The organism is Microbacterium sp. OR21, assembly GCF_047306785.1.
Taxonomy (GTDB): Bacteria; Actinomycetota; Actinomycetes; order Actinomycetales; family Microbacteriaceae; genus Microbacterium; species Microbacterium esteraromaticum_E.
This window is the reverse complement of record NZ_JAZEXJ010000001.1, coordinates 24453-48914: the sequence shown is the minus strand read 5'-3', so window position 1 is coordinate 48914 and position 24462 is coordinate 24453. Positions and strand designations below refer to the sequence as shown.

The 24462-nt window shown below is 70.8% G+C and carries 24 protein-coding genes; 9 read left to right on the top strand and 15 right to left on the bottom strand.

Annotated features, from left to right (window positions below; translation table 11 throughout):
* Positions 1 to 86 precede the first annotated feature (86 nt).
* The 3 genes from V2S04_RS00225 to V2S04_RS00215 are packed head-to-tail and all read left to right on the top strand — an operon-like array spanning position 87 to position 3321.
* On the top strand, positions 87 to 1430 hold the full coding sequence (locus V2S04_RS00225) for a quaternary amine ABC transporter ATP-binding protein (RefSeq protein ID WP_413636496.1): 1344 nt from the start codon (positions 87 to 89) through the stop codon (positions 1428 to 1430).
* Positions 1430 to 2356, top strand: a complete 927-nt coding sequence (locus V2S04_RS00220) for an ABC transporter permease (protein ID WP_413636495.1) — start codon at positions 1430 to 1432, stop codon at positions 2354 to 2356. Before V2S04_RS00225 ends, V2S04_RS00220 begins: the two co-directional genes overlap by 1 nt.
* A 53-nt stretch (positions 2357 to 2409) precedes the next feature.
* Positions 2410 to 3321 carry a glycine betaine ABC transporter substrate-binding protein gene (locus V2S04_RS00215; protein WP_413637266.1) on the top strand — a complete coding sequence of 304 codons (912 nt, stop codon included), beginning with the start codon at positions 2410 to 2412 and terminating at the stop codon, positions 3319 to 3321.
* 111 nt (positions 3322 to 3432) lie between these two features.
* On the opposite strand, the gene V2S04_RS00210 is transcribed toward V2S04_RS00215, so the two are convergent.
* On the bottom strand, positions 3433 to 4035 hold the full coding sequence (locus V2S04_RS00210; protein WP_099196386.1) for a bifunctional 4-hydroxy-2-oxoglutarate aldolase/2-dehydro-3-deoxy-phosphogluconate aldolase: 603 nt from the start codon (positions 4033 to 4035) through the stop codon (positions 3433 to 3435).
* Positions 4036 to 4048: 13 nt separating this feature from the next.
* A complete protein-coding gene (locus V2S04_RS00205; RefSeq protein ID WP_413636494.1) occupies positions 4049 to 4993 on the bottom strand; it encodes a sugar kinase in 945 nt (314 codons plus the stop codon).
* A 76-nt stretch (positions 4994 to 5069) separates the two neighbouring features.
* On the opposite strand from V2S04_RS00205, the gene V2S04_RS00200 reads away from it, so the two are divergent.
* From V2S04_RS00200 to V2S04_RS00190, 3 genes are all read left to right on the top strand, one after another.
* The gene (locus tag V2S04_RS00200) at positions 5070 to 6314 is read left to right on the top strand and encodes an alanine racemase (RefSeq protein WP_413636493.1); all 1245 of its coding nucleotides are present in this window, start codon (positions 5070 to 5072) and stop codon (positions 6312 to 6314) included.
* A gap of 4 nt (positions 6315 to 6318) precedes the next feature.
* Complete coding sequence (locus tag V2S04_RS00195) at positions 6319 to 7050, top strand: IclR family transcriptional regulator (RefSeq protein WP_413636492.1); 732 nt, start codon at positions 6319 to 6321, stop codon at positions 7048 to 7050.
* A gap of 64 nt (positions 7051 to 7114) precedes the next feature.
* Complete coding sequence (locus tag V2S04_RS00190) at positions 7115 to 8569, top strand: lipase maturation factor family protein (protein ID WP_413636491.1); 1455 nt, start codon at positions 7115 to 7117, stop codon at positions 8567 to 8569.
* A gap of 8 nt (positions 8570 to 8577) precedes the next feature.
* Here the strand turns inward: V2S04_RS00190 and V2S04_RS00185 are convergent, their stop codons facing one another.
* From V2S04_RS00185 to V2S04_RS00175, 3 genes are read right to left on the bottom strand one after another with little or no spacing between them, the layout of a single operon-like run.
* Entirely contained in the window at positions 8578 to 9489 is a 912-nt protein-coding gene (locus V2S04_RS00185; protein ID WP_099196390.1) for a Gfo/Idh/MocA family protein, read from the bottom strand.
* A gap of 57 nt (positions 9490 to 9546) precedes the next feature.
* Complete coding sequence (locus V2S04_RS00180) at positions 9547 to 10395, bottom strand: SMP-30/gluconolactonase/LRE family protein (protein ID WP_413636489.1); 849 nt, start codon at positions 10393 to 10395, stop codon at positions 9547 to 9549.
* Positions 10392 to 11201 (bottom strand): hypothetical protein, encoded by an 810-nt coding sequence (locus V2S04_RS00175; RefSeq protein ID WP_413636488.1) that lies wholly within the window; start codon positions 11199 to 11201, stop codon positions 10392 to 10394. The genes V2S04_RS00180 and V2S04_RS00175 overlap by 4 nt, the downstream gene beginning before the upstream one ends.
* Positions 11202 to 11499: 298 nt before the next feature.
* On the opposite strand from V2S04_RS00175, the gene V2S04_RS00170 reads away from it, so the two are divergent.
* Entirely contained in the window at positions 11500 to 13191 is a 1692-nt protein-coding gene (locus V2S04_RS00170; protein ID WP_413636486.1) for an FAD-dependent oxidoreductase, read from the top strand.
* Positions 13188 to 13460, top strand: a complete 273-nt coding sequence (locus V2S04_RS00165; protein ID WP_099196395.1) for a metal-sensitive transcriptional regulator — start codon at positions 13188 to 13190, stop codon at positions 13458 to 13460. The genes V2S04_RS00170 and V2S04_RS00165 overlap by 4 nt, the downstream gene beginning before the upstream one ends.
* Positions 13461 to 13466: 6 nt before the next feature.
* Here the strand turns inward: V2S04_RS00165 and V2S04_RS00160 are convergent, their stop codons facing one another.
* Positions 13467 to 13811, bottom strand: coding sequence for a TraR/DksA family transcriptional regulator (locus V2S04_RS00160; protein ID WP_099196396.1), 345 nt, complete (start codon positions 13809 to 13811; stop codon positions 13467 to 13469).
* 232 nt (positions 13812 to 14043) lie between these two features.
* Between V2S04_RS00160 and gnd the strand changes: the two genes are divergently transcribed.
* Positions 14044 to 15126, top strand: a complete 1083-nt coding sequence (gene gnd, locus V2S04_RS00155; protein WP_413636484.1) for a phosphogluconate dehydrogenase (NAD(+)-dependent, decarboxylating) — start codon at positions 14044 to 14046, stop codon at positions 15124 to 15126.
* A gap of 9 nt (positions 15127 to 15135) precedes the next feature.
* Here gnd and V2S04_RS00150 read toward each other — a convergent pair whose 3' ends face one another.
* The 9 genes from V2S04_RS00150 to V2S04_RS00110 all read right to left on the bottom strand — a co-directional run bounded on the left by V2S04_RS00150 (position 15136) and on the right by V2S04_RS00110 (position 24436).
* The gene (locus tag V2S04_RS00150; protein ID WP_413636482.1) at positions 15136 to 15573 is read right to left on the bottom strand and encodes a VOC family protein; all 438 of its coding nucleotides are present in this window, start codon (positions 15571 to 15573) and stop codon (positions 15136 to 15138) included.
* Positions 15574 to 15584: 11 nt separating this feature from the next.
* Entirely contained in the window at positions 15585 to 15770 is a 186-nt protein-coding gene (locus tag V2S04_RS00145; RefSeq protein WP_413636481.1) for a hypothetical protein, read from the bottom strand.
* Positions 15771 to 15842: 72 nt separating this feature from the next.
* Positions 15843 to 15980, bottom strand: coding sequence for a hypothetical protein (locus tag V2S04_RS00140; RefSeq protein WP_340088267.1), 138 nt, complete (start codon positions 15978 to 15980; stop codon positions 15843 to 15845).
* Positions 15977 to 18301: a phosphoribosylformylglycinamidine synthase subunit PurL gene (purL, locus tag V2S04_RS00135; protein ID WP_413636479.1), complete on the bottom strand. Its 2325-nt coding sequence runs from the start codon at positions 18299 to 18301 to the stop codon at positions 15977 to 15979. Before purL ends, V2S04_RS00140 begins: the two co-directional genes overlap by 4 nt.
* 107 nt (positions 18302 to 18408) lie before the next feature.
* Positions 18409 to 19848, bottom strand: coding sequence for a DUF222 domain-containing protein (locus V2S04_RS00130; RefSeq protein WP_413636477.1), 1440 nt, complete (start codon positions 19846 to 19848; stop codon positions 18409 to 18411).
* 43 nt (positions 19849 to 19891) lie between these two features.
* Entirely contained in the window at positions 19892 to 20833 is a 942-nt protein-coding gene (locus tag V2S04_RS00125; RefSeq protein ID WP_413636475.1) for an FHA domain-containing protein, read from the bottom strand.
* Positions 20834 to 20856: 23 nt separating this feature from the next.
* Positions 20857 to 21150: a hypothetical protein gene (locus V2S04_RS00120; RefSeq protein ID WP_413636474.1), complete on the bottom strand. Its 294-nt coding sequence runs from the start codon at positions 21148 to 21150 to the stop codon at positions 20857 to 20859.
* Between the two features lie 80 nt (positions 21151 to 21230).
* Complete coding sequence (locus V2S04_RS00115) at positions 21231 to 21716, bottom strand: pyridoxamine 5'-phosphate oxidase family protein (RefSeq protein WP_413636472.1); 486 nt, start codon at positions 21714 to 21716, stop codon at positions 21231 to 21233.
* Positions 21717 to 21886: 170 nt separating this feature from the next.
* Positions 21887 to 24436: an ABC transporter gene (locus tag V2S04_RS00110; RefSeq protein ID WP_413636471.1), complete on the bottom strand. Its 2550-nt coding sequence runs from the start codon at positions 24434 to 24436 to the stop codon at positions 21887 to 21889.
* Between the last annotated feature and the right edge of the window lie 26 nt (positions 24437 to 24462).

The window sequence follows — 24462 nt, the reverse complement described above, 5'->3', positions numbered from 1 at the left end:
TGTCGAAACGGCCTTGAGAACGTCACCCGGGCGTAACCGAAGCGGCCCGCCGAGACCCGAAGAAATCGGTGGGCAACGGGGGAAACGTGTCCGAAACCGCTCTTGAAGCGCGCAATATCTACAAGGTCTTCGGTCGGAATCCGCAGCAGGCCGTGAAGCGTCTGAAGGCCGGTGAGACCCGCACCGAGGTGCAGGACGCCGGCACCGCTGCCGTGATCGACGCGAGCTTCACCGTGAACCGCGGTGAGATCTTCGTCATCATGGGCCTGTCGGGCTCCGGCAAGTCGACCATCATCCGCATGCTCAACGGCCTGCACGACGCGACCGCGGGCAGCATCACCATCGGCGGAGACGCGATCACCGGCATCCCGGCCGGGCGCCTGCGCGACATCCGCCGCGACCGGGTGTCGATGGTGTTCCAGCACTTCGCGCTGCTGCCGCACCGCACCGTCGCCGCGAACGTGGCCTACCCGCTCGAGCTGAAGGGCGTGGGCAAGACCGAGCGCCTGCGCAAGGCCGACGAGATCCTCTCCCTGGTGGGTCTCGAGGGCTGGGGCGACAAGCTGCCCAGCGAGCTGTCGGGCGGCATGCAGCAGCGCGTCGGCATCGCCCGCGCGCTCGCCGCCGACACCGACATCCTGCTCATGGACGAGGCGTTCAGCGCCCTCGACCCGCTGATCCGCCGCGAGATGCAGGAGCAGCTGGTCGAGCTGCAGGCCAAGCTGCAGAAGACCATCGTGTTCATCACGCACGACCTCAACGAGGCGATGTTCCTCGGCGACCGCATCGCCGTGATGCGCGACGGCCGCATCGTGCAGATCGGCACGCCGGAGGACATCCTCACCGACCCGGCGAACGACTACGTCGAGCAGTTCGTGCAGGACGTCGACCGCGCGCGTGTGCTCACCGCCTCGAACGTCATGGAGCGTCCGCGCCCCGTGGTGGCCGAGTCCGCAGGTCCCCGCACGGCGCTGCGCCAGATGCGGGATGCCTACATGTCGGCGACCTACGTCGTCGGCCGCGACCGCAAGCTGGTCGGCATCGTGACCGACCGGGATGCCGTGAAGCTCGTCCGCAAGGGCGAGTCGTCACTGGCATCCATCCTCAAGCCGGCGCCTCAGGTCGTCGACGAGAACGAGGTGCTGATGAACCTGTTCATCCCCTCGGTCGAGTCGCCGCTGCCGCTCGCCGTGACCGACGCCGAGGGCCGCCTGACCGGTGTCATCCCCCGCGTCACCCTGCTCGCCGCTCTCGGCCCCGGACCGGGCGCGACCGGCGAGCTGACCCTGCCGCTGAACCCCATGCCGCAGGCCGTGATCGACGAGGTGCTCGCCGAGGCGAGCTCGTTCACCGAGGCCGCCGCCGAGGCGAACGATCCGACCGTCGCCGACACATCTGCCGGCACCGCTGACACCGAGGAGGTGCGCTGATGGATTTCCGCATTCCGATCGGAACGTGGGTCGCCGCGTTCGTCGACTGGGTCAAGGACAACCTCGACGGCCTGCTCGACGGCATCGCGTTCGTCTTCGGGTTCCTCGTGAACGGCCTGACCGCCGGTCTGCTGTCGGTGCACTTCGTCGCGATCATCGCGATCGCCGCGCTGATCGCCTGGCTGGTGCGCTCGTGGCAGCTGGCGATCGGCACCGCCGTGTCGCTGCTGCTGATCGTCGGCATGAACCTCTGGGTCCCCGCCATGCAGACGATGTCGCTCGTGCTCGTCGCAACGGTCGTCGCCGTGCTGATCGCGGTGCCGCTGGGCATCTGGTCGGCGCGCAACGCCACCGTGCGCGCACTGCTCAAGCCCGTGCTGGACTTCATGCAGACGATGCCCGCCTTCGTCTACCTGATCCCCGCCATCGTGTTCTTCGGGATCGGCGTGGTGCCCGGCATGGTCGCGACGATCATCTTCGCGCTGCCTCCCGGCGTGCGGCTCACCGAGCTCGGCATCCGCGGTGTCGACGCCGAGACGGTCGAAGCCGGGCAGGCGTTCGGCGCGAAGCCGGGGCAGATCCTGCGCGGCATCCAGTTGCCGCTCGCGATGCCGACCATCATGGCCGGCATCAACCAGGTCATCATGCTCGCCCTGTCGATGGCGGTCATCGCCGGCATGGCCGGCGCCGACGGCCTCGGCAAGATGGTCGTCGAGGCGATCTCGACGATCAACATCGCCAAGGGCGTCGAGGCGGGACTCGGCGTCGTGCTGATCGCCGTCTTCCTCGACCGCGTCACCGCGGCCCTCGGCACCCCCACCGAGAACCACGCCTCGCTGCTCGGAATCATGGCCCGTCGCCGCGAGGCGCAGCGCCGGGCCGCGGCATCCGCCCCTGTGCCGGATGCCGTGCTGCAGCCGGCCTGAGTCCCGCACCCCGCAACACCCGCAATCACATACATACGCAACAGAGAGAGAACATCGTGAAGAAGAAGATCACTGCACTCCTGGCCATCGGAGCCATCGGCTCGCTCGCGCTCACCGGCTGCGCTTCCGGAGGCGCCGGCGGCACGGGCGGCACCGGCGGCGACGCCGACGGCGGCTCGACGGGCGACAAGGGCACCATCACGCTCGGCTTCCTGCCGTCGTGGACCGACGGCCTCAGCACCGCGTACCTGCTCGAGAACAAGCTCGAGGAGATCGGCTACAACGTCGAGATGAAGACGCTCACCGACGCGGGCCCGCTGTACACCGGCCTCGCGCAGGGCGATGTCGACATCTACCCCTCGGCCTGGCCCGAGCTCACTCACGCCGAGTACATGGACGAGTACGGCGACGACATCGAGGACCTCGGCACCTACTACGAGAACGCGAAGCTGACCATCGCGGTGCCCGAGTACTCCGAGCTCACCTCGATCGAGGACCTCAAGGGCAAGGGCGCGGACTACGACGGCAAGATCATCGGCATCGAGCCGGGCGCGGGCCTCACCAAGCAGACCACCAAGATGCTCGGTGAGACCGGGCTGGACAGCGAGTACGAGCTCGTCACCTCGTCGACGGCCGCCATGCTCACCGAGCTGAAGAAGGCGACCGACGCGAAGGAGGACATCGTCGTCACGCTGTGGCGCCCCTTCTGGGCGAACGACGCGTTCCCCGTGAAGGACCTCGAGGACCCGAACGGCCTGATGGGCGAGTCCGAGGGACTGCACTTCCTGGGCACGAAGGGCTTCTCGGAGGAGTTCCCCGAGGCCGCCGAGCTGATCGAGAGCATCAAGCTCGACGACGAGCAGTACGGCGCGCTGGAGGACCTGGTCGTCAACGAGTACGGCGAGGGCAAGGAGCGCGAGGCCGTCGAGGCGTGGCTCGAGGAGTACCCCGACGTGATCAAGTGATCTGATCACCTGGCTGAGGCCCCTGCTTCCGGATGCCCGGGGGCGGGGGCCTCGGTGCATCAGGGGTCAGTGGGCCTCGGCACTGACGAGCTCGTCGGGGGCGCGGCGCGCTCAGCCGAGCAGTTCGGCGAGGGCGGGGAGCTGGGCCTCGTCCTCCAGGGCTGAGCCGACGGCGACCACGCGCACGCCGGCGTCGAGGTACGAGCGGGCGTTGCCCGAGTCCATCCCGCCGGTGGCGACGAAGCGCGCCTGCGGGAACGGTCCGCGCATCGCCGGGAACCAGCCGGTGCCGAGCAGGGATGCCGGGAAAGCCTTCAGCCACGTGAGGCCTTCGGCCATCGCGCGCTGCACCTCGGTCGCGGTTGCCACGCCGGGCAGCGCCGGCATGCCGGCTTCGTGGGAGGCGCGCACCACGTCGACATCGAAACCGGGGCTCACGGTGAACGCGGCGCCGGCGTCAGCGGCCTGGCGCACGTGCTCGAGCGACACGACGGTGCCCGCGCCGACGGTCAGACCGCGCTCGCGCGCAGCCTCTGCGACCACGCGCAGCGCCTCGACGTCGGTCGGCGTCTGCACAGGCACCTCGACGGCGGTGATGCCGAGATCCCACGCGCGGGTGGCGGTGGCGAGGGTGCGCTCGACCCCCATGCCGCGCAGGATCGCCATCAGCGGCACGTCGCGGAAGATCTCTTCGAAGACGGAGTTGTCGGTCATGATCGGTCGCCTTTCAGGCTGTGTGAGGGGTTTCGTCGGCGGGCGTGAGGGGGGTCTCGTCGGGCAGCAGGTCGCCGGTCGACTGCAGCACGAGGTGCGCCCGCCGGTGTCCCGCGAGCAGACGCTCGACTGCGGTGGATCCGTTGAGGTGGGCGGCGAGGTACCCGGCGGCGAACGCGTCACCGGCGCCGACCGCCTCGACGACCTCGGTCCTGATCGCGGGAACGAAGGTGCGTACATCGGTGCCGTGGTCTCGAGCGTACTCGGTGGCGCCGATGTCGCCGTCCTTGATGACGAGCAGCGCGGGCTCGGGCAGCAGCGCACGCACCGCGTCAGCGTCGGTCGTGCCCCACAGCCCGTCGGCCTCGTCGAGGCCGACGAACACGACATCCGCCCGGCGCGCCAGCGACAGCAGGGCCGGCGCCGCCGCGCCGGGCTGCCAGAGAGCCGCGCGGTGGTTGACGTCGAAGCTCAGGATGCCGTCGCCGGCCGCCACGCGGTCGATGACCGAGTCGATGAGCGCGGCGCAGCCGCTCGAGAGGGCGGGTGTGATGCCGGACACGTGCACGAGATCGGCGCGTTCGAGGGGCACGGCGGCCACCGTGTCCGGGGTCATCGCCGAGGCTGCGGATCCGCGCCGGTAATACAGCACGCCGCGGCCGGGGTCTTTGAAGTACACGCCGGTCGGGGCATGCGCGTCCGTCGTGACCCAGCGGACGTCGACGCCGTGCGAGGCGACCTCGTCGCGCACGCGCACGCCGAGCGCGTCGTCGCCGACCGCGCTGACCCAGGCGGTCGGGATGCCGAGCTGCGCGGCGTGGATGGCGACGTTCGACTCGGCGCCGCCGATCAGCAGCCGCACGTCCTGCGTGGTGGCGAGCGGCTCGGGGCGAGCGGGAGCGACGAGGGCCATCGTCTCGCCGATCGCGATCAGGCGTGGTGCAGCGGTGTCGGGCATGGTTACCATGATGAAGCGGCGTGTGCACACACTGCAATCAGTGTTGCACCATATGCACAAACAAGGAGACGAGCACATGAGCGATGACCTGTTGACAGCGCGCGACAAGGGCATCCCGGATCGGGCGATCGGCATGACGACCGCCGCCTTCCTCGCCACGAGTCCGCGCCTCGACGAATTCTGGACCCCCCTGATCGTGCTCGACGACGCCGCCATGCGTGCGAACGTCGCGACGATGGCCGACTGGTGCGCCGAGCGCGACCTCGAAATCATGCCGCACGGCAAGACCACCATGGCGCCCGACCTGTGGCAGCGCCAGCTCGACGCCGGGGCTCTCGGCATCACGCTCGCCACCATGGGTCAGGTGCGCACCGGGCGAGACCTCGGGCTCGACTCGATCATGCTCGCCAACGCCGCCGTCGACGCGCGCTCGCTGGCGTGGCTGGCTGGCGAGCTCGCCGACCCGGCCTTCCGCTTCGTGTGCTGGGCCGACTCGCTGGCCACCCTCGACGCGATGGAGCGGGGTCTGCGCGCGGTGCGCGCGCCCCGGCCGGTCGACGTGTGCGTCGAGCTCGGCGCTGCGGGAGGCCGCACGGGTGCCCGCTCGATCGCCGAGGCCGTGCAGGTCGCCGAGCGGCTCGCCGCCTCCGACGTGCTGCGCCTCGCCGGGGTCGCCGGCTACGAGGGCAGCCTCGCGCACGACCGCTCCGCCGCCGGACTCGACGCAGTCCGCGCCTACCTCGAGGCGCAGCTCGAGCTGCACCGCGCGATCACCCCGCTGTACGACGACGGCGAGCTCTACGTGACCGCAGGCGGCAGCGCCTACTTCGAGATCGTCGCCGACGTGTGGTCGGGCGCCGAGCGCGACGGCCGTACCCGCTTCACCCTGCGCTCGGGCGCGTACATCGTGCACGACGACGGCTTCTACCGCAGCATCTCGCCGTTCGACGAGGGCGGCACCGGGGCTGGCCCGCACTTCGTCAACGCGATGCACGGCATCGCCAGGGTCGTCTCCCGGCCCGAGGCCGGGCTGGCGCTGGTGGATGCCGGAAAGCGCGACCTGCCGTATGACGAGGGGCTGCCGATCCCGCGCGCCGCGGCCCCCGAGCTGGCCGGACCCTGGCATCCGGTCGACGCGACCGTGTCGGCGATGAACGATCAGCACTCCTACGTTCGCCCGGCCGAGCCGCTCGCGGTGGGCGAGGTCGTGCGCTTCGGCCTGTCGCACCCGTGCACCGCGTTCGACAAGTGGCGGGTGCTCCCCGTCGTCGACTCGATCGAGTCCGGTGTCGTCATCGACCTGATCCGCACCTGGTTCTGACGACATGTCGCAGAGTGTCACCCGCGCCGCGGCCATCCTCCGTGCGCTCGCCGCCGAGCCGTCGACGGTGAACGAGCTGGCCGAGCAGTTCGGTGTCCACCGCTCGACGATGTTCCGCGAGCTGCAGAGTCTCGAGCAGGTCGGGTTCGTGCGCCGGCAGGGTGACGGACGCTACGCCGTGGGCATGCAGCTGGCCGTGCTCGGCGGCGCGGCGCTCGAGCAGCTCGACCTGCGCGGCGCGGCGTTCGCGCACGTGCGCCGGCTGCACCGCATCGTCGGCAACACGGTGCATCTCGGCGCCCTGATCGGCGATGAGATCGTCTACGTCGACAAGGTCGAAGACGCCGCGGGCGTGCGCATGTACTCCCGCGTCGGCGCATCCGTGCTGCCGTACTGCAGCGGCATCGGCAAGGCGATCCTGGCCGAGCTGCCCACCGACCGCCGCGATGCCGTGCTGGCCGGCAGCGACTGGCATCCGCACACCGCCAACACCCTGACCACCCGAGCCGCACTCGACGCCGACCTGGCACTGACCGCGCGGCGGGGGTGGGCGTTCGACGACGGCGAGTTCGAGGACTTCGTCGGCTGCGTCGCCGTGCCGATCGTCACGTCGGCCGGCGTCGTCGGCGCGCTGTCGCTCACCGCGCTGCGCGTCGCGCAGAACCGCGCTCAGCTCGCGCAGCGCGTGCCCATGCTGCGCGAGACTGCGGCCGAGATCTCCCGCCAGCTGGGATGACCGAGGTCGTTCCCGCTGTCAACACCCCCCCCATCGAGCGGGCCCACCGTCGTAGCCTGTCGGCATGGACGGGTTCGCCGCCGTCGAGTTCGGCTTCGCCCGCGAGGTCTTGCAACGGGGCATCGCGGCGCTCTACCTGGTCGCGTTCCTCTCGACGCTGAACCAGTTCCGCCCGCTGCTGGGTGAGCGCGGCCTGCTGCCCGCCCCCGACCTGCTCGCATGGGCGACGTCGTCGCGCAGCCGGCGCCGGATGCTGCGCCCGACTCTCTTCACACGCCTGCGCTACACCGACCGGCGCCTCGTCGCCCTGTGCTGGGCCGACATGGCGATCGCCGCGCTGCTGGTGATCGGCCTGCCCCAGCTCGCGCCGCCCTGGGTGCCGATGATCTGCTTCCTGCTGCTGTGGGGCGGGTACATGTCGATCGCGAGCATCGGGCAGACCTTCTACTCGTTCGGGTGGGAGATGCTGCTGCTCGAGGCGGGCTTCCTCGCCGCGTTCCTCGGCTCGGCTGATCAGCCGCCGCCCACCGTCGTGATCGTGCTGTTCTGGTGGCTGGTGTTCCGGCTGGAGTTCGGCGCCGGGATGATCAAGATCCGCGGCGGGCGCGAATGGCGCGATCTCACCGCGTTGATGTACCACCACGAGACGCAGCCGATGCCCGGGCCGCTCAGCAGGCAGGCGCACCTGCTGCCGAACTGGTTCCACCGCGGCGAGGTGATCGGCAGCCATTTCGCGCAGCTGATCGTGCCCTTCTTCCTGTTCGCGCCTCTGGGCGCGCTCTGGCTGCCCGAGCTCCCCTGGCTGCTGATCGGATCGATCGCGGCGACGATCATCATCCTCACCCAGCTCTGGCTGGTGCTCACCGGCAACTTCGCCTGGCTGAACTGGGCGACGATCGTCATCGCGTTCTCGGCCGTCGCGCTGCCGATCCCCTCAGCCGCCGAGCGCCCCGGCATCCCGCTGTACTGGATCATCGTGACGTCGGCCATCGGCATCCTGTATCTCGTGCTCAGCTGGCCCGCCCTGCGCAACCTGTTCGCGCACCGCCAGCTGATGAACGCGAGCTTCAACCGCTGGCAGCTCGCGAACGCCTACGGCGCCTTCGGCACCGTGACGAAGCAGCGCATCGAGTTCGTCGTCGAGGGCACCGCCGACGCCGATCCGGATGCCGCGGACTGGCGCGAGTACGAGTTCAAGGGCAAGCCCACCGACCTGCGCCGGGTGCCGCGGCAGTTCGCGCCGTACCATCTGCGCCTCGACTGGCTGATGTGGTTCCTGCCGCTCGGGCACTCGCTCGAGGACTGGTTCACGATGTTCCTGGTGCGGCTTCTCGAGGCGGACCCCGCGACGCTCCGGATGCTGCGCCGCGATCCCTTCGAGGGAGAGCGGCCTGCCTGGGTGCGCGTCGTCTCGTACCGGTACCGCTTCGCGACCCGCGCCGAGCACCGCGAGTCGGGAGCGGTCTGGGTGCGCGATCGGCGGCACGTGCTCGTGCGTCCGCTGGGCCTGGGTCGCTGATCGGCCGATCAGAACGTGACCGGGCGCCGTCCCGCGAGGGAGGCATACGCGGCATCCACCAGGGCGACGGCGGCCAGCCCGTCTTCTGCGGTGACCCGAGCCTCTCCGCCGGTGCGGATGGCCTCGGCGAAATCGGCGAGCTGGGCGCGGTAGGGGTCGGCGCCGATCGGGTCGACGTCGGTGTCGAAGCGCAGGATGCCGTCGGATCCGGCCACCTCGACCGTCGACCGGAACGGGGTGCCCGGCTCGAGCCAGTCGGCGCGCAGGTGACTGATCGCGCCGTTGGCGTGCGTGAGCGTGACGTGCGCCGACACCGGCGGCGCGACGTGGCCGCCCACGGCCGGTGGGTCCTGCGTGGCCGACACCTCGACCACTGAGCCTGCCAGCCACAGCGCCTGGTCGATGTCGTGGATCATCAGGTCGCGGATGACCCCGCCGCCGGCATCCTCGGCGTAGAACCACGCGGAGTCGGGAGCGGCGACCGTGCGCCGGAAGGTCAGCTCGGTGAGCGTGCCGATCGTGCCGACGAGGTCGTGCAGGTCGCGGTAGCCCTCGAAGTAGCGCACGACGTGGGCGGGGAACAGCCGCGCACCGGCCCGATCGGCCGCGTCGATGAGCGCGTGCGCGTCTGCGGTGCTGATCGCGAGAGGTTTCTCGCAGACGACGTCGCGGCCACGCGCGAACGCCGCGCGCGCGATGTCGAGGTGGGTGGCAGTCGGGCTGATGATGTCGACCACGTCGACTGCGTCGATCAGCTCGTCGAGCGCGCCGATGATCCGGATGCCGTAGCGCTCGGCCAGCACGTCGGCATCCGTCCTGCGCAGGATCGCGACGTCGGCCCCCAGCGCGAGCCAGCCCTCGATGTGCGGCGGCGCGATGCCTCCGGCCCCGACGATCCCCACTCGCAGCGTGCTCTCCATGGCCCCGACTCTACGCCCGTCCCTTCCTGCCCCGCCCGCCCGCGGTCAGGGGCCGGGTCAGCCGGCGAAGGGGAGGGTGGGCTGGCCGCGCACGCCGAGCTCGACGGCGAAGAGGGATCCGGCCTCCGTGCCGTGGTCGGGGGCCAGGCCCTGCGCCGAGGTCGTGATGAACAGGGTGCTCAGGCCCTCGCCGCCGAAGGTGCAGGCGCTGACCTGGGGCACGGGCAGCGGAATCGTCTCGATCAGCGCGCCGGAGCTGTCGTAGCCGTGCACGACGGATCCGCCCCACAGCGCCACCCAGACGCCGCCGTCATGGTCGACGCAGAGCCCGTCGGGCGCGCCGGTGTCGGACGGGATCGAGACGAACGGGCGCCTGTTCACCAGGTCGCCGTCCGACACGTCGAACACGTCGATCCGGCCGGTGGCGGTGTCGGCGTAGTACGCGTGTGAGCCCTCGGTGGTGAACGAGATCCCGTTCGAGATGGTCACCGACTCGAGCACCGTCGTCACCGCGAGGTCGGCATCGATCCGCTGCAGCGTGGCTGCGCCCGGTGTGGCGGCGTAGGCCATCGAGCCTGCCAGCAGCCGGCCGGCCGGGTCGCAGCATCCGTCGTTCATCCGCACCTTCGGGTCGTCGATCAGCCGCGCCGCCGCTCTCGTCTCGCCGTCGGGCTCGTCGGCGAGGTGGAGCGTCCGCGCGCCGACCGCGACGAAGCCGCCCGCGCGCCGGGGGCGCACGAAGGCCAGGTACTCGTCGTCGACGTGTTGGCGTACGACGCCGTCGTCGCGCAGGGTCAGCAGGTCGCCGGCGGCGGCATCCACCCAGCGCAGTCCGCCCCACGCCGCAGCCCAGACCGGACCCTCGGCGTGACCGGCGATCGGACCGGTGACGTTCTCGACCTTCACGCCCGGGGATCCTCGCGTGGCAGCGGCATCTTCTGCGGTTCAGGTTCGGGCGTGATTCCGGATGCCCGTGCCGGGCCGATCTGACCGGCGACCTTCTGCTCGAGCACGTCGACCGCCTCGTCGGAGAGCAGGATCAGTCCGTCGAGCTCTTCGCGCACCCGCTTGTAGGCGAGGTTGCGCTCGGCCTGGGTGGCGGCGTCGTCGAGGGCGACGGTGAGCAGGTGCCTGGCGCGATCGAGGCGCTTGCGCTCGACCTCGCTGAAGTTCGCGTCGCGCAGCCGGCGGGCGTCGCGCTCGGCGATGTCGAAGGCGACGGCGTAGTCGCCCACCGCGTCGACGTACTCCGCGATCTCGGCCTCGCTGAGCTTCGCATCCGCCGACGCCGGACGCAGCGCGTCGGCGATCTTCTTCGCCCGCAGGAAGGCGGCGGTCAGCGGCTGGCGCCCATCGCTCATGGCCGGGAAGGCGATGAGCTTGGCGACGTCGAGCTCGTAGTCGAGCCACCGTGCGGTGACCTCGTCGTGCTCGGCGAACAGCCGCTCGAGCAGCTGCCTCGTCGAGGCGCGCTCATCGGCGGCGGCCTGGCGGGCGCTCTGGCGAGCCTGGTGCGGAGTGCCGCCGCGGGCGGCGAGCTGGGCCGCCTTGAGTTCGCCCTTCAGGCGCAGCGTCTCGAGTCGTCGCTCGTGGCGGCGCTTCGACGCGCGCTCCCACGACTTGCCGATGCCGCCGGCGACGCCCATCAGCGGGAACACCAGCCACCAGTAGCTGCCCGCGAAGTCCCACATGCCCCGGAAGAACTCATCCATGATGTGCCCCAGCCTACTTCTGCGCATCGCACCCGCGAAGGCGCATTCCCTGCGCTCTCAGCGCGCATCCAGCTATACCCCCGGGGGTATCGATACGATGATCCGGTACCCGACGTGAGGAGAACCGGAATGTGCCGAGCAGTGACCTGCCGAACCTGTGGCAAGACGACGTGGGCCGGATGCGGCCAGCATGTCGACAGCGTGATGGCCGGGGTGCCGTCCAGCGACCGCTGCCGCGGGCACGAGAACGAGCCGCGCACGGGCCTCTTCGCCAAGCTGTTCGGACGGAGCTGATCGCATGCGGGTGATCGTCATCGGAGGCGTCGCCGGCGGGATGTCGGCCGCGACCCGGCTGCGCCGGCTCGACGAGCACGCCGAGATCATCGTCGTCGAGCAGGGCGACCACGTCAGCTTCGCCAACTGCGGGCTGCCGTACTACGTCGGCGGGGTGATCGCCGAGCGCGACTCGCTGCTGCTGCAGACGCCCGACTCGCTGCGGGCGCGCTTCGCTCTCGACGTGCGCACCGGCGCTCAGGCGGTGGCGATCGATCGGGATGCCCGGGTCGTCAGCATCCGAGACATGCGCACCGGCGTGATCACCCGAGAGCCGTACGACCACCTCGTGCTCGCGACCGGCGCGAGCGCGCGTGACGTCTTCGACGCGCACCCGGGCGCTCCCGTCGTCTCGACGCTGCGCACGGTCGACGACGTCGACCGCATCACGCTCGCCCTCGCGGATCTCCCCGACGCGGGTCGCGCGGTGGTCGTCGGCGGCGGATTCATCGGCCTCGAGGCGGTCGAGAACCTCGTGCGCCGGGGGCTCGCCGTCACGCTCGTGCAGCACGGCGCGCACCCGCTCAGCCCCCTCGACGTCGAGATGGCCGCCCTCGTCGTCGACGAGCTGCAGGCGCACGGCGTCGACCTGCGGCTGCGCACCGCGGTCGAGTCGATGGATGCCGATGGCGTCCACCTCGACGACGGCAGCACGGTCACCGCAGACATCGTCATCGACGCCCGGGGTGTGCGCCCCGCGGCATCCCTCGCCGTCGATGCGGGACTCGCCACCGGCCCGACCGGCGGGATCGCCGTCGACGCGCTGCAGCGCACCAGCGACCCGCGCATCTTCGCCGTCGGAGACGGCGTCGAGAAGGTCGACGCCGTCTCGGCCGAGCCGACCCTCGTCACGATGGCGGGGCTGGCGAACCGGCACGGCCGCACGGCCGCCGACGCGATCGCCGCCGACGCCGGCCTGCTCGACGCGCACCCGGCCGACGCGCTGCCCGCGCTCGGCACGGCGATCGTCGGTGTCTTCGACCTCGCCGTGGCGATGACGGGCTGGAGCGAGAAGCGGCTGCGGGATGCCGGTCGCGCGCACCGCGTGATCCACGCGCACCCCGCCGACCACGCCGGCTACTACCCGGGAGCCGAGCGCCTCACGATGAAGCTGCTGGTCGATCCGTCGACCGACCTCATCCTCGGCGCGCAGGTGATCGGACGCCGCGGCGCCGACAAGCGCATCGACGTCATCGCGACCGCCATGCAGGCCGGCCTCACCGCCTCGCAGCTGAGCCGGCTCGAACTCGCCTACGCGCCGCAGTTCGGCTCGGCGAAGGACCCCGTGAACATGCTCGGCTACATCGCCGACAACGCGGCGACCGGTCTGACCGACGGCATCCAGTGGCACGAGCTCGAAGCCGCGGTGGCCGCCGGTGCCACGGTGCTCGACGTGCGCAGCGCGGGCGAGCATGAGGCCGGGGCCATCCCCGGCAGCGTGAACATCTCGGTCGACGAGCTGCGCGAGAGCCTCGACCGGCTGCCCGCCGGCGAGCTGATCGTGCACTGCCAGGTCGGGCAGCGCGGGCACACCGCCGTGCGGCTGCTGCGTCAGCACGGTCGCGTGGCGCGCAACCTCGACGGCGGGTATCTCACCTGGGCTGCGGGCACCCGGATGCTCGCGGCAGATCGCACTCTCGAGAAGGAGACGGCATGAGCACGGCGCCCGATGACGAGATCCGCAAGGTCGTCAACCGCCTGAAGCGCGCTCGCGGGCAGCTCAGCGCGGTGATCGACGCGATGGAGACGGATGCCGACTGCCGCGACGTCGTGATCCAGCTCGCCGCCGTGGGCAAGGCCATCGATCGCGCGGGCTTCGCGGTGATCAGCACGGCGCTCAAGCACTGCGTGATCGACGGTGAGGATGCCGACGACGGCGCCCCCAGCATGGCGGAGCTCGAGAAGCTGTTCCTCACCCTGGCCTGAGCCGCGTCAGGCCTTCTCCGCGCACGGCACGCACAGTCGCGCGAACGGCCGCACCTCGAGTCGGCCTTCGGGGATCGGGCGGCCGCAGTTCGCACAGATCCCGTAGTCGCCGGCATCCCACCGCGCCAGGGCGTCGTCGTACTGCCGCACCTCGTCGGCCGCGGCATCCGCCAGCGCCGACAGGCGCGACCACTCCGACGACAGCGTCACGCCCTCGGGGTCGTGCTCGTCGTCGTCGTTCGATCCCTGCCGGTCGTGCACGAGTTCGGCCAGGGCGGATGCCGTGTGCGCAGCGCGCGCGACGGCATCCTCCCGCTGCGCAGCGAGCGATTCGCGACTGATCCCGGCCATCCCGCCACCCTAGTCCCGGTTCGGGCGTTGTCGGGCGGGAGCCGTATGTCGCGTACGGGGTGCGGATGCCCGGCATCCGGCTCCTCGTGACTGGCTGCCGCCCCTCGAACGAGGCCGCCGCCGCCGACCCGCACCACGACGGCGAAGGATGCCACATCCGCGCCCGCCCCGCAGGGGCCTTGCCAGCATGGTGAGCGTGCGTGACGATGGGAACGCCAGATCGACGGGAGACATGATGCAGCTGGGAATGATCGGACTCGGACGCATGGGCGCGAACATCGTGCGCCGACTGATGCGCGACGGACACGAATGCGTCGGGTTCGACGTGAACCAGGACGCGGTCCAGGCGGTCGTCGCCGACGGGGCGACCGGGGCGAGCGACCTGCAGGACTTCGTCAGCAAGCTGCAGACCCCGCGCGTGATCTGGCTGATGGTGCCGGCCGGGCTCACCGGCACGATCGTCGAACAGGTCGCCGACCTGCTCGACGAGGGCGACATCATCATCGACGGCGGCAACTCGAACTACCGCGACGACGTGCGGCGCGCGGCCGCGATGCGCGAGCGCGGCATCGAGTACGTCGACGCCGGCACCAGCGGCGGCGTGTTCGGTCTCGAGCGCGGCTACTGCCTCATGGTCGGCGGATCGGATGCCGCGGTGCAGCACATCGAGCCGCTGCTGAAGACCATCGCACCGGGCGTCGGCGAGATCGTGCGCACACCCTGTCGCACCGGCGACCTCGCCCCGGAGGAGCAGGGCTACCTGCACTGCGGCCCGGCGGGCGCGGGGCACTTCGTGAAGATGGTGCACAACGGCATCGAGTACGGGATCATGGCGGCGATCGCCGAGGGCCTGAACCTGCTCGAGAACGCCGACGCGGGTGTGCGCGAAGCCGAGCACTCGGCCGAGGTCGCACCTCTCGAGGAGCCGGAGTTCTACCAGTTCCCCATCGACACCGCGAAGGTGACCGAGCTGTGGCGCCGTGGTTCGGTGATCTCGTCGTGGCTGCTCGACCTCACCGCGACCGCGCTGAACGAGAACCCCACGCTCGACGGCCTCGCCGGTCGGGTGTCCGACTCGGGTGAGGGCCGCTGGACGGTGAAGGCCGCCGTCGACGTGGGCGTGCCCGTGCCGGTGCTCTCGTCGGCCCTGTTCGAGCGCTTCGCCTCGCGCGATGAAGACCGCTTCGCCAACCAGGTGCTCTCGGCGATGCGTCTGCAGTTCGGCGGGCACAAGGAGCTGCCGGCCGGTGACGTGCTCGAGGCGGGTGGCCGCAAGTCCGAATCGAGCGACCGCGGGCAGTCCGACACCGCGTGACGGGCCGGTTCACTTCCGGGTGAGGTCTTCGGCGAGCATCACGATGATGCCGCTCGGCCCGCGCAGGTAGGTCAGCCGGTAGACGCCCTGGAAGTCGGCGACGCCGCGCAGCGGATGGCATCCGTGCTGCGCGGCGATTGCCAGCGCCTGGTCGAGGTCGTCGACCGAGAACGCGACCCGATGCATGCCGATCTCGTTCGGCAGCGTCGGGTCGGTCTCGATCGCATCCGGATGCAGGTACTCGAACAGCTCGATCCGGCCGTCGCCATCGGGCGTCTGCAGCATGGCGATCTTCGCGTGGTTGCCGTCGAGTCCGACGGTGGTGTCCGCCCACTCGCCGCTGACCTCATCGCGGCCGACGACGCCCAAACCGAGGGCGGTGAAGAACGAGATCGCCTCCTCGAGGTCGCGGACGGCTATGCCGACGTTCTCGAAGCGGATGCTCATGTCTCGGGATGCTACTCCCCGGCGTCGCGCTCGTCAGCGTCGTTCGCGTGCTCGCGCACCGCGGCGTCGTCGACCTGCGCGGGAGGGGTGTCCTGCAGGTAGGCGCGGTCGTCGTTGGGGTCGCCGGTGCCGTCGTCCATGCCGTTCTCGAGCAGCTCGTCGTCGGTGGGCTCGTGTGCGGGTGTGCTGTCGCTCATGCTGACTCCTTCGGTCGGTGGAGTCCACGATCGTCGCGCCGCTCGCAGCAGTCGAGAGGGTTGACAGCAGGATCAGCCGAACAGCAGCGTGAGCGCGGTCACCCCGCCGCCGCCGATGATCAGCGCGGCGATGGTGATCCAGGCGACCAGACGGATGCGCCGGTTGCGGCGCTCGCCGAGATCGCCGTAGTCCTCGCTGAGCTCGTTCACGCGGCCGGCTCGGTGACGGTCGGCCCGAACACCGCGGGCAGCGTGCCGCGCGAGGTCTCGCGCAGCTCGTCGACCGAGACGGTGAACACGTCCTGCACCTCGAGCGCGGGCTCGGTGTCGGTGACGCCGATGCGCAGCACCGGGTAGTCGCGTCCCTCGCACAGCCCGCGGAACTTCACGTCCTCTTCGCGCGGCACGGTCACGATCACGCGGCCGGTCGACTCCGAGAACAGGGCGGTGGCGGCATCCACTCCGTCGCGCTCCATCAGCTCGGTCAGCCAGACGCGCGCGCCGACGCCGAAGCGCATGACGCCCTCGGCGAGAGCCTGGCCGAGGCCGCCCTCCGACAGATCGTGCGCCGACGAGATCAGCCACTCCTCGCGCGCGGCTCCGAGCAGACCTGCGAGGCGACGCTCGCCGGCGAGGTCGACCTGCGGCGGCAGGCCGCCGAGGTGGTCGTGCACGACATCGGCCCAGGCCGAGCCCGACAGCTCGGTCGAGGTGACGCCGAGCAGGTAGATGTTGTCGCCGGCATCCTGCCATCCCGACGGGATGCGACGCGAGACGTCGTCGATGATGCCGAGCACGCCGACCAGCGGGGTCGGGTGGATCGGCACGTCGCCGGTCTGGTTGTAGAACGACACGTTGCCGCCGGTGACCGGGGTGCCCAGCTCGTAGCATCCGTCGGCCAGACCGTCGACGGTCTGACCGAACTGCCACATCACCTCGGGGTTCTCGGGCGAGCCGAAGTTGAGGCAGTCGGTGATCGCCGTCGGCGTGGCGCCGGTGACGGCGACGTTGCGGTACGCCTCGGCGAGGGCCAGCTGCGCACCCGCGTACGGGTCGAGCTGGCAGTAGCGGCCGTTGGCGTCGGTCGAGACGGCGAAGCCGAGGCCGGACTCCTCGTCGACGCGCACCATGCCGGCGTCGTCGGGGAAGGCGAGGGCCGTGTTGCCGCCGACGTAGTAGTCGTACTGGTTGGTGATCCAGCTGGTGTCGGCGAGGTTCGGCGAGCCGAGCAGCTGCAGGAACTGGGTGCGCAGCACGGCCGGGTCATCGGTGCGCGGAAGGTCTTCTGCGGCATCCGCCTGCAGCGCGTCGATCCACGTCGGGTACGCGACCGGACGGTCGTAGACCGGGCCGTCGACGGCGACGGTCGACGGGTCGACGTCGACGATGCGCTCGCCGCGCCAGTCGATGACGAGGCGGCCGTCGCCGGTGACCTCGCCGAGCACGCTGGTCTCGACCTCCCACTTGCCGACGACCTCGAGGAACGCGTCGAGCTTCTCGGGCGCGACGATCGCCATCATGCGCTCCTGCGACTCGCTCATCAGGATCTCTTCGGCGGTGAGCGACGGGTCGCGCAGCAGCACGTTGTCGAGCGAGACATGCATGCCGCTGTTGCCGTTGGCGGCCAGCTCGCTGGTGGCGCACGAGATGCCGGCGGCCCCCAGGTCTTGGATGGCCTCGACGAGCTCGAGCTTGTACAGCTCGAGGCAGCACTCGATGAGCACCTTCTCGGCGAACGGGTCGCCGACCTGCACGGCGGGGCGCTTGGTCGGTCCGGTGGAGTCGAACGAGTCGGATGCCAGGATCGACGCGCCACCGATGCCGTCGCCGCCCGTGCGGGCGCCGAACAGCACGACCTTGTTGCCGACGCCGGTGGCGTTGGCGAGCTTGAGGTCTTCGTGGCGGAGCACGCCGACGGCGAGGGCGTTCACGAGCGGGTTGGCCTGGTAGACGGCGTCGAACACCGTCTCACCGCCGATGTTCGGAAGGCCCAGGCAGTTGCCGTAGAAGCTGATGCCGCTGGTGACGCCGTGCACCACGCGCGGGGTGTCGGGGTGGTCGATGGCGCCGAAGCGCAGGGCATCCATCACCGCGACCGGGCGGGCGCCCATCGAGATGATGTCGCGGACGATGCCGCCGACGCCGGTCGCGGCACCCTGGAACGGCTCGATGAAGGAGGGGTGGTTGTGCGACTCGGCCTTGAACGTGACGGCCCAGCCCTCGCCCACGTCGACGACGCCGGCGTTCTGACCCATGCCGACCATGAGGCGCTCGCGCATCTCGTCGGACACCTTCTGCCCGAAGCGGCGCAGGTAGTTCTTCGACGACTTGTACGAGCAGTGCTCAGACCACATCACCGAGTACATGGCCAGCTCGCCGGAGGTGGGGCGGCGGCCCAGGATCTCCTTGATGCGGGCGTACTCATCGTCCTTCAGGCCGAGGGCGCCGTACGGCTGCTCCTTCTCGGGCGTCGCGATGGCGTTCTCGACCGAATCGGGAACGTGGGTGGTGGGGGTGTTCGGGGTGGTCACGCGCACTCCAAGAGAAGGGGGCCGGCGGGCACAGCCAGTTTAGTTCGTATTTCCTCGTCTCATTTCGTGACGACAGCCCCGCATCGACCCGCACCCCGACCGGCGTCTCAGCCGGTCGGGCGGAATCTTCGCGGCGGCGGATCGATTCCCGCCCACGCCGCCGTGAGCGCGGCCCTCGGGCGCAGCCGAACCGCTGCACATCCCGGTCTCGATCCCGGCGGATGCAGCACGAAGTCGTCCTTGCCCGACCGTGTGAGCCGCCACCCGTGATGGTGAAGATTCATATGGTGGAACCGACAGAGCAGGATCCCACGATCTATGTCGGTGCGGCCACGATCACGCTTCCACTCGTCGACGTGGTGCGACTCGCAGTACGACGCGGGCCGGTCGCAGCCCGGCCAGCGGCATCCGCCGTCGCGCACCGCGAGCGCGATCCGCTGCCGCGGCGTGAACAGCCGATGCTCCCGGCCGACGTCAAGCGGATTGCCGCACGCATCCACCGTGACAGGCAAATAGCCGCTGTCGCACATGCGCTGATCGGCGACCTGCGCGGGAAGGGTGACGACCCCGTCCTCGCTGTGCGCCACACCGTCGCCGGCGCCCGACGCGTCGACCACCTGCACCAGACGCACGCCGGCCTGTCGCGTGCCGAACACCGTCTCGGCGTCGGCGAGGGCTCCGGCACGCAGCACATCGAGGAACAGGTCGTACGCGAGCTGATCGTTCGTCCGCTCGTCGGTGCTCAACTCGTCAGCGCGCGCCCGTTCGGCGGAGTCGACGAAACGGGGCCCGCCCCGTCGTGGCCGCAGCGCACTGGCGAGAACCGTCTCGGCGAGCAGGCCGCCTTCATCGTCGAACAGGAACGAGCCGCGCCGGTTGCCGTCGGCATCCGTCCACAGTCGGAAGCTGCGGCGCTCGTGCCGCTCGAGGAAGCGCCGGTGCGCGCCGTCGGGATCGAGTCTGTCGCGCATCGCGCGCGCCCCATTGCGCAGCTCCTCCAGCGAGCGCGCCTGCGACTCCGCGACAAGCTGCTCTGCGGCATCCGCCCAGCCATCCCGCATCGACTCCGTCGGAGGCTCACCCAGCCCCAGCCGGATCGCGTCCTGCTGCCCCGCGGTGACCCGACCCGCGACCAGCGCCGCGGTCAACGGCGCATCCCACGCGGGCGCCGGCGCCACGGCATCCGCTTCACCCGGAACAGGTGCAGGCGTCAGCAGCGATTCGCCGATCCGCACCTTGCGGGCGGCGTCGGCCTTCGCCGAGCCGGTGAGCTCCTGCAGCAGCGACACGGCCGTGCGATGGCCGCGCGACTGCGCGAGCCCCGACTGCCCCGCCTCGCGCGCTGACCGCGCGGCGATGACGCCCGCCGCCGCGACCTGCGCGAGCTCGGCGCCGCGGATGAGCGCGGCCGATGCCTCGGCGACCGCGACCGTCTCGGCATCGCTCAGCCCCCATACCCGACCGGCGAGATCGCACGGTTCGACCCCCTCACCGAGAAGCGCGATCAGCGCGGCCGCGCTGTCGGTGATCTCGGTGGCGAACGTCATGCTCCCAGTATGGGAAGGGCCACCGACATTCCGTCGGCTCTGCTCACTCGACTCCCGCGATGCCGTCGCCGCCGGACTGCTCGGGATCGGCGCCGGGCTCGGTGCGCACTCGGGCGCTCGAGCCGTGCTCGCGCATGAGCTGCTCGCGCGGCGGCTGCGGGCGCTGGTAGGCGTACTCGCCGCCCTGCCGTCCGCCGTAGGGTCGGCCGTGGTCGGCGTACTCCTCGCGGAAGAACGCCAGCCGCCACCGGCCCATCGTGAGCAGCGCTCCGGTGCGCAGCACCCGGCCCTGCTCCTCGTCGCCGACCCGCTCACGGTAGGCGCCGCCACCGACCGGATGCTTGGCGTAGAGCACATACTCGTCCCCCGCCTCGTGGCGGATCTCGGCGTGCACCGATTCGAGGCCCTCGAGCACCAGATCGCAGCTCGGAGCCGACCCGATCGTGACCCGATCGGCGGTGAGGTCGAACACCTTCGGTGCGACGCCGTCCCACTGCTCGGCGTCGACCGTGAAGATGAGTCGCGGATGCCCAGCGCCCCAGGCGTAATGCGTGGTGGTGACCCGCCGCGGGCGGTTGCGCTGGAACGTCGGCGCGAGCGGCAGCAGCACACCGGCGACCGAGGGGATGGGCGGCAGTGACCGCGACGACTGCAGGCGGCGCAAGCTGCTCAAGGCGCTGAGCGAGCCGAGGCGCATGTGCGACGACCCCGTCACCAGCCGGGCCAGCACGCTGCGGCGCACGTCGCCGACCTCGACGAGCGGGCCCTGTGGCCCCTCGATCCGCACCGTGAGCCCCTGTTCGGCGAGCTGCTTGGCGAGCGCGTCGAGTTCGTGGAACTGGCTGCGGTGCACCGCCGGCAGCCGCTCGGGATCGCTGACGAAGACGTGCACGCGCCGCCCGTCGCCGGTGACCTTCACCGAGAAGGGAGGCTCGTCGCCGGATCCGAGCAGGGCGACGGTCAGGTCGGCGTCGACGGTGATCATGGCCCGTGCTCCCCGACGACCGGTCAGCCCGCGGACGGGGCGGAGTCCGACGACCCGCTGTCGGAGGTGAGCGTGTTGTCGCTCGTGGTGACGCGCAGGGTGCCGTTGATCTTCCAGGTCGCGCGCGGGGCGTCGGGACCGATGTCGCGGGGGACCTCGACGGTCATATCGTCGAAGGCGTAGTTGACGACGGCCCCGCGGCCGGTGAGGAACGACCACATCTCGCGGCCGAGGTCGGTCCAGTCGCCGATCGAGCGGGCTTCGGGGCCGCTGCTCGAGCCGAAGAGGTCGGAGGAGGAGGTGCTGCTGTCGCTCATTTTCGGCTCCTTTGCCGGTGTCGGTGATCAGACACTAGTCCTGCCCACCGACACCGGCAAGAGCCGATGTCGGATCGAGGTCAGAGGTCGACCTTGCCGCTCTCGCCGCCGTCGTACTGCTCGCCGGTGAGCTTCGATTTCACGAAGCTGAACACCGTCGCGATGCGCCCGCCCGGCGAGTCCCAGTACTCCGCCGATTCCGCCGTGAAGCGCACGAGGCCCACGTCGGGGTCGTCGGGTCCGCCGGGGAACCAGGCCTCGACCATCGGGTTCCACAGTTCGTCGATCTTGGAGCGGTCGTCGACCAGCCACGCCGTTCCGGAGAGCGAGACCCACGCGTCGTTCGAGCTCATCGAGACGTTCACATCCGCATCGGCGGCGAGCTCTTCTGCGGGGGACGAGCTCTTGGAGATCAGGAACCACAGGTCGCCGTCGAATTCGGCCTCCTGCACGGTGAACGGCCGGGCGACGAGCTTGCCGTCGCCCTTGCGCGTGGTCAACATCGCGAAGCGAAAGTCCTTGATCAGTTCGGCGACCTTCTTGCGGTCCTCGGTGGTGTCGGTCATCGCCTGCCCCTTCCTGCCGCCCGCGGGGTGCGGGCGCCGTGGCTGACCACGATGCCGTGGCCGCCGTCCAGTGGGCAGGGGGTTGCCGCGGCGCGAGCGCTGGGTTACGGCGACGCGATCACAGCCGGATGCACGCCGCGCCCCGGGGTGCCTGACCGCCGCGCGCAGGCTCAGCGGGGTGTGCCCGGAAGGCGGCTGGCGAGGTACGGAGCGGTGCGGCTGCCGGATGCCACGGCGACCGCATCCGGAGTCCCGGTCGCGACGATCCGCCCACCCGCATCGCCGCCGGACGGACCGAGGTCGATAACCCAGTCGGCGTCGGCGACGACGTCCATGTCGTGCTCGACCACGACCACGGTGTCGCCCGCGTCGACGAGCGCGTGCAGCTGCGCCAGCAGCAGGCGCACGTCGGCGGGGTGCAGACCGGTCGTCGGTTCGTCGAGCAGGTAGAGCGTGTGCCCTCGGCGCACCCGCTGCAGCTCGGTGGCGAGCTTGATGCGCTGCGCCTCGCCGCCCGACAGCTCGGTCGCGGGCTGGCCGAGGCGCAGGTAGCCGAGGCCCACGTCGAGCAGCGCGCGCAGGCTGCGCGCCGCCGCGGGGATCTCGGCGATCACCTCGGATGCCTGCGTGACGGTCAGCGCGAGCACGTCGGCGATCGAGTGCCCGTGCCAGCGGACCTCGAGGGTCTCGTCGTTGTACCTGGCGCCGTGGCAGGTGGGGCAGCGGCCGTAGCTGCCGGGCAGGAACAGCAGCTCGACGGCGACGAAGCCCTCACCCTGACAGGTCTCGCAGCGCCCGCCTGGCACGTTGAACGAGAAGCGCCCTGCCGTGTACCCGCGCTCGCGGGCGAGGTCGGTGCGCGCGAACGCCGTGCGCACCGCATCGAACAGCCCGGTGTAGGTGGCGAGGTTCGAGCGCGGCGTGCGGCCGATCGGCTTCTGATCGACGCGCACGAGACGGTCGACGAGTTCCAGCCCGTCGGTCGACCGCACGGTGAGCACGTCGATGTCCGACGGCGCGGTCGCCTCGGCGATCCCCGGCTCGTCAGGGTCGGTCTCCTCTTCGACCGAGTCGCCGGCATCGGCATCCGGATGCAGGTGATCGCGCACCACCTCGTGCAGCACGCGGCTGACGAGGGTCGACTTGCCCGACCCCGAGACGCCGGTCACGGCGACGAGGGTCTGCAGCGGGATCGCGACATCGACGTCGTGGAGGTTGTGCAGGCGGATGCCGTCGACGCGCAGCCACGCGGCCGCCTCGCGGCGCTCGCGTGCGGTCGCGCGCCCGCCCTGTGCGGAGGGGAAGAGGTAGGGGCGGGTGAGGCTGGCATCCACCTTCTCGAGTCCGTCGACGGGGCCGCTGTAGAGCACCTCGCCGCCGCCCTCGCCGGCGGCGGGGCCGACGTCGACGACCCAGTCGGCGCGGCGGACGACGTCCATGTTGTGCTCGACGACGAAGACGGAGTTGCCCGAGCGCTTGAGCTGCTCGAGCACCTCGAGCAGCGGCTCGGCGTCGGCCGGGTGCAGGCCTGCCGAGGGCTCGTCGAGCACGTAGACGACGCCGAACAGTCCCGACCGCAGCTGGGTGGCCAGGCGCAGGCGCTGCATCTCGCCGGGGGAGAGGGTGGTGGTCACCCGGCCGAGTCCGAGGTAGCCGAGACCGAGGTCGCAGAGTAACCCGATGCGGGCGCGCAGGTCGGCGGCGATCGCCACGGCCACCTCGGTGCGCTCGCCGCTGGCCGCGGTGGGCAGGGCCGGAGCGGGGTCGGTGATCTCGGTGGTGGGGCGCAGCACCGCGGCGAGCTCGGTCATCGGCAGGGCGTTCATCTCGGCGATCGAGCGCCCCGCGAAGGTGACTGCGAGGGCTTCGCGGCGCAGCCCGGTGCCGTGGCACAGCGGGCACGGCCCCGAGCGCATGAAGCGCAGCACCTTGGCCCGCATCATCGCGCTCTGCGAGTCGGCGAGGGTGTGGAAGACGTACTTCTTCGCGCTCCAGAAGCGGCCGTTGTAGGGCTTCTCGATGCGATCGCGTTGCGGGATGATCTGCACCACCGGCTGCTCGTCGGTGAACAGCAGCCAGTCGCGGTCGGCCTGAGGCAGATCACGCCAGGGGCGGTCGACGTCGTAGCCGAGGGTGATGGCGATGTCGCGCAGGTTCTTGCCCTGCCAGGCACCCGGCCAGGCGGCGATCGCGCCGTCGCGGATGCTGAGCGAGGGGTCGGGCACGAGCGAGTCCTCGGTGACGTCGTGCACGACGCCCACGCCGTGGCAGCGCGGGCAGGCGCCGGCGGCCGTGTTCGGCGAGAAGGCGTCGGAGTCGAGACGCTCGGTGACGCCATCGGGGTAGGTGCCCGCGCGGGAGAACAGCATGCGCAGCGAGTTCGACAGCGTGGTGACTGTGCCGACGCTGGAGCGCGAGCTGGGTGCGCCGCGCCGCTGCTGCAGCGCGACCGCGGGCGGCAGGCCGGTGATCGAGTCGACGTGCGGGTCGTGGCCCTGCTGGATCAGTCGGCGCGCGTACGGGGCGACGGATTCGAGGTAGCGGCGCTGCGCTTCGGTGAAGATCGTGCCGAAGGCGAGTGACGACTTGCCCGAGCCGGAGACGCCGGTGAAGGCGACGATCCGGTCACGCGGCATGTCGACGTCAACACCGCGCAGGTTGTTCTCGTGGGCGCCGCGGACGCGGACGAACGGATCGGCGGCCGGTGACGTGTCGAGCATCCGAACGAGTCTAGTGAGCGCGCATC

Coding starts and splice junctions, on each gene's coding strand:
- V2S04_RS00220 (WP_413636495.1), top strand. CDS start 1,430: ATGGATTTCCGCATTCCGATCGGAACGTGGGTCGCCGCGTTCGTCGAC.
- V2S04_RS00210 (WP_099196386.1), bottom strand. CDS start 4,035: ATGACCGACAACTCCGTCTTCGAAGAGATCTTCCGCGACGTGCCGCTG.
- V2S04_RS00205 (WP_413636494.1), bottom strand. CDS start 4,993: ATGCCCGACACCGCTGCACCACGCCTGATCGCGATCGGCGAGACGATG.
- V2S04_RS00200 (WP_413636493.1), top strand. CDS start 5,070: ATGAGCGATGACCTGTTGACAGCGCGCGACAAGGGCATCCCGGATCGG.
- V2S04_RS00195 (WP_413636492.1), top strand. CDS start 6,319: ATGTCGCAGAGTGTCACCCGCGCCGCGGCCATCCTCCGTGCGCTCGCC.
- V2S04_RS00190 (WP_413636491.1), top strand. CDS start 7,115: ATGGACGGGTTCGCCGCCGTCGAGTTCGGCTTCGCCCGCGAGGTCTTG.
- V2S04_RS00185 (WP_099196390.1), bottom strand. CDS start 9,489: ATGGAGAGCACGCTGCGAGTGGGGATCGTCGGGGCCGGAGGCATCGCG.
- V2S04_RS00175 (WP_413636488.1), bottom strand. CDS start 11,201: ATGGATGAGTTCTTCCGGGGCATGTGGGACTTCGCGGGCAGCTACTGG.
- V2S04_RS00170 (WP_413636486.1), top strand. CDS start 11,500: ATGCGGGTGATCGTCATCGGAGGCGTCGCCGGCGGGATGTCGGCCGCG.
- V2S04_RS00165 (WP_099196395.1), top strand. CDS start 13,188: ATGAGCACGGCGCCCGATGACGAGATCCGCAAGGTCGTCAACCGCCTG.
- V2S04_RS00160 (WP_099196396.1), bottom strand. CDS start 13,811: ATGGCCGGGATCAGTCGCGAATCGCTCGCTGCGCAGCGGGAGGATGCC.
- gnd (WP_413636484.1), top strand. CDS start 14,044: ATGATGCAGCTGGGAATGATCGGACTCGGACGCATGGGCGCGAACATC.
- V2S04_RS00150 (WP_413636482.1), bottom strand. CDS start 15,573: ATGAGCATCCGCTTCGAGAACGTCGGCATAGCCGTCCGCGACCTCGAG.
- V2S04_RS00145 (WP_413636481.1), bottom strand. CDS start 15,770: ATGAGCGACAGCACACCCGCACACGAGCCCACCGACGACGAGCTGCTC.
- V2S04_RS00130 (WP_413636477.1), bottom strand. CDS start 19,848: ATGACGTTCGCCACCGAGATCACCGACAGCGCGGCCGCGCTGATCGCG.
- V2S04_RS00125 (WP_413636475.1), bottom strand. CDS start 20,833: ATGATCACCGTCGACGCCGACCTGACCGTCGCCCTGCTCGGATCCGGC.
- V2S04_RS00120 (WP_413636474.1), bottom strand. CDS start 21,150: ATGAGCGACAGCAGCACCTCCTCCTCCGACCTCTTCGGCTCGAGCAGC.
- V2S04_RS00115 (WP_413636472.1), bottom strand. CDS start 21,716: ATGACCGACACCACCGAGGACCGCAAGAAGGTCGCCGAACTGATCAAG.
- V2S04_RS00110 (WP_413636471.1), bottom strand. CDS start 24,436: ATGCTCGACACGTCACCGGCCGCCGATCCGTTCGTCCGCGTCCGCGGC.